5 protein-coding genes are annotated in these 8,983 nt (G+C 70.4%); 1 reads left to right on the top strand and 4 read right to left on the bottom strand.

Annotated features, from left to right (window positions below):
- Positions 1-759, bottom strand: a 759-nt coding sequence (locus tag AC13HU_RS24140) for an ABC transporter ATP-binding protein (RefSeq protein ID WP_483044036.1), incomplete at its 3' end; no start/stop codon positions are given.
- Positions 760-960: 201 nt separating this feature from the next.
- On the bottom strand, positions 961-1,368 hold the full coding sequence (locus AC13HU_RS24135) for a GntR family transcriptional regulator (RefSeq protein WP_483044035.1): 408 nt from the start codon (positions 1,366-1,368) through the stop codon (positions 961-963).
- Positions 1,369-1,540: 172 nt separating this feature from the next.
- On the opposite strand from AC13HU_RS24135, the gene AC13HU_RS24130 reads away from it, so the two are divergent.
- A complete protein-coding gene (locus AC13HU_RS24130) occupies positions 1,541-3,223 on the top strand; it encodes a glycosyltransferase family 39 protein (RefSeq protein WP_483044034.1) in 1,683 nt (560 codons plus the stop codon).
- Between the two features lie 160 nt (positions 3,224-3,383).
- On the opposite strand, the gene AC13HU_RS24125 is transcribed toward AC13HU_RS24130, so the two are convergent.
- Positions 3,384-5,267, bottom strand: a complete 1,884-nt coding sequence (locus tag AC13HU_RS24125) for a coagulation factor 5/8 type domain-containing protein (protein WP_483044033.1) — start codon at positions 5,265-5,267, stop codon at positions 3,384-3,386.
- Positions 5,268-5,725: 458 nt separating this feature from the next.
- On the bottom strand, positions 5,726-8,857 hold the full coding sequence (locus AC13HU_RS24120; protein ID WP_483044032.1) for a GH92 family glycosyl hydrolase: 3,132 nt from the start codon (positions 8,855-8,857) through the stop codon (positions 5,726-5,728).
- Positions 8,858-8,983 lie beyond the last annotated feature (126 nt).

Genomic DNA, 8,983 nt, shown 5'->3' with positions numbered 1-8,983 from the left:
GGGGTCGCCGGAAGCGCGGGGTTCCAACCGCTCGCGGTCGTCGAGGGTGTGGGTGACGAGGGTGTGCGCGGCCTGGACGAACTCCACGTCGTCGGCGACCAGCATCCGGCCGTGTGCGAGCAGCAGCACGTAGTCGCAGACGAGGTCCAGCTCGGCGAGGATGTGCGAGGACATCACCACGGTGGTGCCGTGTTCGGCGGCGGTGGTCATCAGCGCGGCCATCATGGTGTGCCGGCGCAGCGGGTCGAGGTCGGCCATCGGCTCGTCGAGCAGGAGCAGGTCGGGGCGTTTGCCGAGGGCGAGGGCGAGGGCGACGCAGCTGCGCTGGCCGCCGGAGAGGTGGCCGACCTTGGCGTGCGGGGGTACGTCGGCGTTCGCGACGAGGGACCGCGCGGTGGTTTCGTCCCACCCCGGGTTCATCTCGCGGCCGTAGCGCAGCGTCTCGGCGACGGTGAAGGCGGTGTGCAGGGGTCGGTTCTGAAGAAGCAGGCCGACTCGGGGCAGGACCGCCCGGTCCCCGGGCCGGTGGCCGAGCACCCGCAGGGTGCCCTCGGTGGGCTTACGCAGCCCGGCGGCGACGGCGAGCAGGGAGCTCTTGCCGTCGCCGTTCGGCCCGACCAGGCCGGCGACCCGGCCGCGCGGGACCCGGAAGTCGCAGTCGCGCAGTGCCCATTCGTCGCGGTTGCGTATGCCGAGGCCGGATGCCTCCAATGCGGCCTCGCCGGACGCCACGCCGGGCGGAGGGTGGTGCAGGGTCATCGGTCCTCGCTCGGCTCGTCTCGGCTCAACTCGTCGGGTGTCGGTCTGGGTTCGGCAGGTGTCGGCTTTGGCTCGGGTGGCGTCGGCCCTGCATCGGTCGCTGTCGGTCTGGGTTCTCGGCCCGGGTTCGGGTGGCATCGGCAGGGATCCGGCCAGGGCCGGGGCGCGTACGGTTCGACCCGACTCCGCCTCAACTCCGCGTCAGTTCCGCGCCGGGGCGTCGGCGCCGCGCGGGAAGTACTCGTCCAGCGCCGCCGTAAGGAGTGCGGCGACGTCCTCGCGGCCCAGGTCGGCGCCGCGCGCCGCGGCCATCCACGTACGCAGGCCCTCGTGCAGTGGGGAGTCGGCTGCGGTGCCTGGCTGGGCGAGCGATCTGCGCACGAAGGTGCCGACGCCCTGCCGCGCCTCCACCAGTCCCTCGCTCTCCAGCTCCCGGTACGCCTTGAGCACGGTGTTCGGGTTGATCGCGGTCGCCGCCACCACCTCCGCCGCCGACGGCAGCTTGTCGCCGGGCGCCAACTGACCCAGCCGCAGGGCCTGTTTGGTCTGCCGGACGATCTGCTGGTACGCGGCCACGCCGCTGCGCCGTTCGATCCGGTAGGTCACCACCACTCCACCATATCACTAGTGGACTAGTGGACCTGAAGCAGTTGACATCGCAGCCACTTCCCTCCAACACTCAGTCCACTAGTTAACTAGTAGACCGAGTGAATCCGGCTGAATCCGAGTGAGCGGACGCGCGGCGATGACGCACGCGTCCGTCCGGACAGGAGCAACCGCGGTGCCGACCTTGCCTGTTGACGTATCCGACCCGGCTGCATCCGTGGCCACCGACGCGGCGCGGGCGCCGAATGTCCAGGCCCCGGCGGGCGGCACCGGTCCTGCGGCGCTGGTCGGGCGCACTGCCGGGCCCAGGGTCGGCACCGCGAAGTCGCGCCGTACGAAGCCGTATTGGACGCGGCACCCGGCCGCCGCCCAGGCCGCGATCCTCCTCGCGCTCTCGCTCGCCGTGCGCGCGCCCTCCTTCCGCCGCCCGTTCTGGAGCCCCGACGAGGGCTACCTCGGCACCGAAGCGGTCGCCCTGCACCACGGCGGGCGGATGTACGCCGACGTGGTGGACCGCAAACCGCCCCTGGTGCCATGGCTGTACGAAGCGTGCTTCGCCCTGACCGGACCCGGCACGCTGTGGCTGGTGCGGGTGTGCGCGGTGCTGGCGCTGGCGGTCACCGCGATGTTCGTCGCACGGCTGGCGGCAACGGAGTTGGGCCGGTGGGCGGCGCTGCCGGCCGGCGTGCTGACCATCGCCGCCTCGGCGGCGCTGCCACCGCCCGACGCGATGGCGGCGACCTTCGAGATCTTCATGCTCCCGGCGACCGCGGCGGCGATGTATTACGGCGCCCGGCGCCGCTTCCTCGCCGCCGGGCTCGCCCTCGCCGCCGCCACCCTCACCAAGCAGGTGGGACTCGCCCCGCTCCTGCCGCTGGCCGTACAGGTGCTCACCTCACCACGGCGCCACCGGCTACGGCACGGCATGTCCCTCGCGGCGGGGCTGCTGCTGCCGATCGCCGGCTGCGCGGTCCTGCTGGGCGTGCGCCCCTTCGTGTTCTGGATCTTCCTCTCCTCCGGGTCGTACGCCGACTCGCCGCAGGGCCTGGCCGCGATGTGCGGGCACGCCGCCGGCATCCTGCTGCGGCTCGCCGTGGTCTTCGCCGGCGTCGTGCCCTTCCTGCCGCGCCTCCTCCCCCGCTTCCCGCCCCGGCGCCTGCCCCGGCGCCGACTCGGCTCTTTCGACCGCTCGTTGTGGCTGTGGCTGCTCGCCTCCTTCGCCGGCGTCACCGCCGGGTTCCGCTTCTACGGCCACTACTTCCTGCAACTGGTCCCCCCACTCGCCCTGTTGGCGCTGCGCGCGGTGAGTGCGGCCGGCCGCCGTACGGGGTCGCGGCCGGGTCAAGCCCAACTGCGTTTCGCGACGGCCTGGTTCGGACCGACCCGCATCAGCGCTGTCGCGGTCACGGTCGCGTGCGCGGTGGCGGTCTGCGCGACCTGTACCTGCGGCGCGCTGCGGGCACGACCGCCGGAGCTGGGCAAGTCGCTCGCGGTGGCCTCGGCGGTGGACCGCTACAGCAAACCCGGGCAGCGCGTCTTCCTGTGGGGCATGCACCCGGAGGTGTACTGGCTCGCCGGCCGGCCGGCGGGCAGCCGCTATCTCACCGCCGGGCTGCTCACCAACTTCAGCGGCGGCGCGGACGTACACCGCGTGGGCGCCCGCTACGCCGTTCCGGGCGCGTGGGCCGGTCTCCGCCGCGAACTGGCCACCGCTCCGCCGTGCTTGGTGGTCGACGACTCCGCCGGCACCCCGTACCGGATCGCGAACTACCCTTCCCTGACTCGCCTGTTGGACCGCGACTACGTACCGGTCGCCGTCGTCCAGGGGGCGCTTCTCTACCGCCGGGCCGGCTGCTGAGGACGGCGCGCGGCGCCGTACGCCGGTGGCATGGGTGCGGCCCCGGAGGCCATCGCCTGTGTGGGCGGGGGTGTCCGGGGCCGCGGGTGGCGCGGGCGGCGCGGGTGGTGCGGGCAACACGAGTGGTGCGGATCGTGCGGTCAGGGCGTGGAACGTGGAACTACGGGAAGCTCACGACATTGCTGGGCGTGGTGTTGGAGGCGGTGACCGCACCGGTGTCGTTGATGACATGGCTGATGGTGCCCACGCCACCGAGGGAGACGGTCAGCGCGTCGTGGAACTTCACGCCCGGCGTGTTGGGAACCTCGAAGGCGTGGTAGTTGTTCACGGCCGGGTTGACGTTGAAGTAGCAGTAGCTGCCCAGCCCCCACGCCTCGTGGGAGGTGACGTTGTCCGCCACCTTGTAGGCCGCGTAGCCGTTGACGCCCGACGAACTCATCCAGGACGCCTGGTCCGGCGGGTCGTAGGGGTTCTCGTTCTGGAAGAAGATCGTCTTGCCGCCCTGGCCGTTCCACACCACCTCGTACTTCTGGTAATGCTCCACGAACAGGCCGTCGGCGAGGACGTTGTTGCCGTTGACGGTCAGCCCGTTGTCCGCGGTGTTGGTGTTCCAGCCGACGGTGCCGGAGTTGCCGTGGTCGGCGCGCCAGGCCCAGATGTGGTCGATGATGGTGTTGTTGCTGTTGACGACCAGACTGTCGGTGGCCTTGCCCGCGTTCTCACCGCCGATCCGGAAGAAGACGTCCTGGATGGTGGTGGGGTCGGCCGAGTGGTCCGCGGACGAGCCGGACGGCCCGACGGTCAGCAGCGCCTGCGAGTTGGTGGTGCCCGCGTCGAAGAGCAGACCCTTGATCCGGACTCCGTCGACGTCGGCGACCTGCATGGCGTTGACGCCGTTGTCCGGGACGAAGGTCGGGTACCCGACGCCCAGGATGGTGGTGTCCGCGCGCGTCACGTCGAGCGTCTGGTTCAGGTGGTACACGCCCGGGGTGACGAACAGGTTGCAACCCTCGGCGAGCGCGTTGTTGATGGTGGCCGCGGTGTCACCGGCCTTCACCACGTAGAACTGGCTCATCGGCAGCGAGGTGCCCGGGGTGCTGCCGTTCGCCCAGCTCGCGCCGGAGGAGTTCGTCTCCGGACTCGGCTCGAACACTCGGTAGTTGCCCGAGCCGTCCACGTACAGGTACGGCACGTCGCGCGAGACCGGGGTGGTGGCGAGGGTGGTCTCCGGGGGGTTGGGGAAAGTGTTGCCCGGAGCTCCGGTCACGCCGGAGAAGACCATGTTCCACACGCCGCCGTCCCAGCTACCGAGGTTGCTGTTGCGGGTGTACCACTGCTGCTGTGACACCGACGACGCCTGGCCGCTGACCTTGCTGTCGGCGATGAAGCCGCCGCTGGCGTAGCCGTAACTGGCCGGGTAGAGCGCCAGGTTGCCGTGCACGTCGATACGGCGGAACGGCGCGGCCTGCGCGACCGCCCAACGGTCGGTGCCGCTGGAGGGGTTGATCGCCAGGTTCTCCGCGCTGCGCCAGAAGTTCTGCGTGGCGTTGCCGGCGTCGGAGGCGTTGAAGGCGTCCACGGTCACGTCGCCGTTGATGGTGACGTCGTCCGGGTTCTGGCCGAGTCCGGCCACGGACGTGTAGAAGCCGACGTTGTCCTCGACGCCGTAGGTGCCCGGCTTGAACAGGTCGGCCACCCGGTTCTCGCTGAACTGGGCGGTGTTGGTGTCCTTCATCTGGTTGAACTGGGTGTCGAGTTGCGACTGGATCGCGGCGTCGCCCATCGACGGGTCGAAGATGTGCACGTTCGGCCCGAAGTCGGGGGTGTCCGACTGCGCCGGGCAGTCCGCCGCGTCGGCCGCGGGTCGGGCGGCCGCGTCGCCGTGGCCGGCGGACTCCGCCGAGGCGGCGCCGGCCGTTCCGGTCAGGCCGGTCAGTGCGGCGAGCAGCAAGGTGGCGGCGCCGAGTACGGCGTAGCCGCGCCGGCGGGGGGTCCTGTGGCGCCACCGGTCCGCGGTGCGGACCTTGATGGATGATCTGCGCATGGGGGTCCTTTCACCCGGGTTCACGAAGTGAACGCTCGGGTCAGCGCGGAATGTGGGGGTGGATCGCGCTTTCCTTCGCTATTTCATAGCCTTGAATCCCCCGATAACCCTTCGAATCACATTGCAGAGAACGCTCTCAATCTACGGATCGGGGGTATCGCGGCTCGTTAGGCAGTCTCAGCCGACCCCGGCCCAGCGTCAAGGAGTTGGCGCCCGGCCCGCACACAGTGGTCACATCGCACACACCGAACCCACACGGCACACATGCCGCGACGGCGCCAGCGGCCGGCCCGGGGCGATTTCAATGTCCGTGCAGCGGAGGCGATACGACCGACCGTCACATGTGCCGTCACAAACGCGGTCCCAAACGCGGTCCCACATACGGCTGCCGACCGGTCCTGGGACCGGTCGGCAGCCTTCAGCAAGTCAGCAAGTCAGCAAGTCATCGCGTCAGCAGGTCAGTTGTCGTCCGGGCACAGGTGCAGCGCCAGGACGTTGTCGCCGGTGACGGACACGTGTACGCGGCCGATGGTGCCGGTGTCGCCGCTGTTGGCGAGGCGGAAGTCCGTGCCCGCGTTCTCGCCGTTGTGGAAGGCCGCGTCGTCCACCGTGAACGTCGCGGTCTTCCAGGTGTCGGTGCCGGTCTTGGCCACCGGCGCCGTCGACTTGTACGCGTTGCCGGTCGCGTCGTACTGCAGGCTCCAGCTCCCGGTGCCGTGGTCGTAGTAGTCGATGGTCACCGTGGCGTGGTAACTGCCGCCCGGCACCGTGGTGTTGTCGATGTCGAAGTACTCGAACGGGGAGCCGTCGGTGGTGGAGCGGCCGGAGCGGCCGCCGACCGTGACCGGCGTGGTGTGCCCGTCGCCGTTGTCGCGCAGCCGCAGCCCGCACTCGGTGTCGGTGCTGCCGAGGGTGTCGCAGGAGGTCGCGGCGCCGTCGGCGGCCGGCACGGTGATCACGGACGCGCCGCCGGGCAGCGACTGGCCGTTCGCAGTGGTGAAGGCGACCTTCACCGGGTGGTAGCCGGACGGGGTGCCGTCGGCGACCGCGATGGTGACCGGCACCTTCGCGGTGGCGGCGCGGGTCAGGTGGAGCGTGCCCGACGACGGGGTGACGCTCACCCCGGGCACGTCGGAGGTGGCGCTCCAGTGCACCTTGCCGGCGTGCCCGGCCAGGTTGGAGACGCCGACCGTGCCCGGCAGGCTGGTGCCGCCCGGGGCGACCTGCGTACCGGTCGGCGTCAAGTAGCCGACCGCCGGAACCTCGTAGGCCCGGTACGACGGCGGCGCCGCCTGCGCGCCAGTGGCCCAGTGGGTGTCGGGCCGGGTGGACAGGCTCACGTCGAGCGCGCCGCCGCGGGTGGCGAACGACGCGGGCAGCGCGGTGGCGGCAAAGGTACGGCCGTCCAGCCGCATCGCGGTGACATAGGGGGCGTTGTCGGCGGCCTTCGGCGCGTCGATGGTGATCTTGTGGCCGGTACCGAGGCTGATCACGGCCCGCTTGACCAGCGGGCTGTTCAGCGCCAGCGTCGGGGTGCCGGGGGTAGCGGGCATCATGCCGAGCGCCGCCCACACGTACTCCGAGGACAGCGCGCCGTTGTCGTCGTTGCCGGGCAGCCCGTCGGGGGCGGTGGTGAACAGCTCCGTCTCGAACCGCCGGGCGACCTCCTGGGTCTTCCACGGCTGGCCGACGTAGTCGTACATCCACGGCGCCGTGGTGTCGACCTCGTTGCCCGCCCAGTCGTAGGGCGCGTTGCCGCCCGCGTTGAGCTGGCCGAAGAAGTCGTCCAGGCGCGGGATCACCTTGTCGTTGCCGCCCATCGCGGCGACCAGTCCGGCGATGTCCTGCTGCACCGACCAGTTGTACTGCGCCGCGTTGCCCTCGTCGTACCCGTCCTGGCCGAACGCGCCGTCCGGCGGGGCCTGGTAGCCCGGGCCGGCCGGGAAGGAGCCGTTGTCGTCACGCGGGCGCAGGTAGCCGGTGGCGGGGTCGTAGATGTTCTGCCAGTTGTTGCCCCGCTTGGCGTACTCCGCCTGGGTCCGGTGATCGCCTACGGACGCGGCGAGTTGGGAGATCGCGAAGTCGTCGGTCGCCCACTCCAGGGTCTCCGAGGCACCCTGCAGGCCGTGGTCGCCCTGCGAGGTCGCGTCGTTGGGCGCGTAGCCGAGTTTGACGTAGTCCTCGATGCCGGGCCGTTCCACCCAGCCCCAGCCGACCTTCTGCGAGGTCGTCGCGGCCTTCTTCGTGATCGGCAGGGCGTCCTTGACGTCGACGCTCTTCGCGCCGAACGCGACGTACTGGGCGAACAGCGGCACACCGTTGTCACCGTTCATCACGTTGCCGGTCATGTTCTGCGACGGCCACTTCGGCCACCAGCCACCCTGCTGCTGGGCGTCGCGCAGCAGCGAGTTGGCCATGTCGCCGGCCCGGTCCGGATAGAGCATCGTCTGCAACGGCGCCAGCGAGCGGTAGATGTCCCAGTCGGAGAACGTCGCGTACTGGGTGTGGCCCTTGGGTACGGTGTGGATCGCGTCGTCGAACCCGATGTAGCGGCCGTCGACGTCGTTGAAGACGCTGGGCGACTGGAACGACCGGTACAACGACGTGTAGAACGTGGTCAGTTCGTCCTTGGTGGCGCCGCCCACGTCGACCTTGCGCAGCAGGTCCCGCCAGTCCGCGCGGGTGTCGGCCTGCACGTGCGCGACGTTCCAACCCGGTATCTCCGCGGCCGAGTTCTTCGCCGCGCCCGCCGTACCGACGTAGGACATGCCGACCTTCGCCGTCACACTACGGCTCGCGGCGGTGTCGAACGTCAGGTACGCGCCGGAGCCGGAGCCCGAAGCGCTGGACGCGCCGGGCGTGACGGCGCCGCCCTGCCAGGTGCCGTGCGCGGTGAACGGCCGGTCGAAGGTGATGTCGAAGTACATCGTGTACTTGCTGTTGGTGCACAGGCCGCGCGGTGTGGTGGGGCCGGACAGTTCGTGGTCGTTCACCACATGCACGTCGGCGGACAGGTCACCGCCCAGGCTGGTACCGGACTTGACCAGCACCTGCGCCTGACTGCCCGCCGGGTAGTCGAACTTGGCGATGCCGGTGCGGGTGGTCGCGCCGAGGTTCACCTGCACGCCGGAGTCGGTGAGCTTCACCGCGTACGAGCCGGGTACGGCCTGCTCGTCGTCGTGCGAGAAGTGCTCGGTGCGCCCGGCCGGGTCGGCGCCGACCGCGCCGGTCACCGGCAGGATCGGGATGTCGCCGAAGGACGAGCAGCCCCCCGAGAAGTGGTCGAGGCTGAAGCCCCTGATGGCGTTGTCGTCGTAGTTGTAGCCGGTGCCGCCGGAGGTGGTGTCCGGGCTGAACTGCATCATGCCGAACGGGGCGGTCGCACCCGGGAAGGTGTTCTCCCAGTCGGCCCCCTTCTTCGTGCCGATCATCGGATCGACATACGACGTCGGGTCGGACACCAGGTTGGTGTGCGAACCGGCGCCGCCCGGGGCCGCCGTCGCGAGTGCCTGCGGCGCCGCCGCCACGCACGCGGTCAGCGCGAGCGCCAGGACCCCGTATCTGCTCCGTCTTCTGCTTCGTCGATACACCGTGAACCTTCCGCTGCCGTAAAATAACTCGCTTGACATCGTTGTCATCTACGCCGTCGGCAGTCTGGTCCGACGCTGAACGGGCGTCAAGGAGCTGAACGCGGGGGGTTGGTGAGGTGGGGGTGC

This window comes from Streptomyces sp. NH27 (assembly GCF_056859195.1).
Note: the sequence above shows the minus strand (reverse complement) of the source record. Positions and strands in the feature narration are given on the sequence as shown.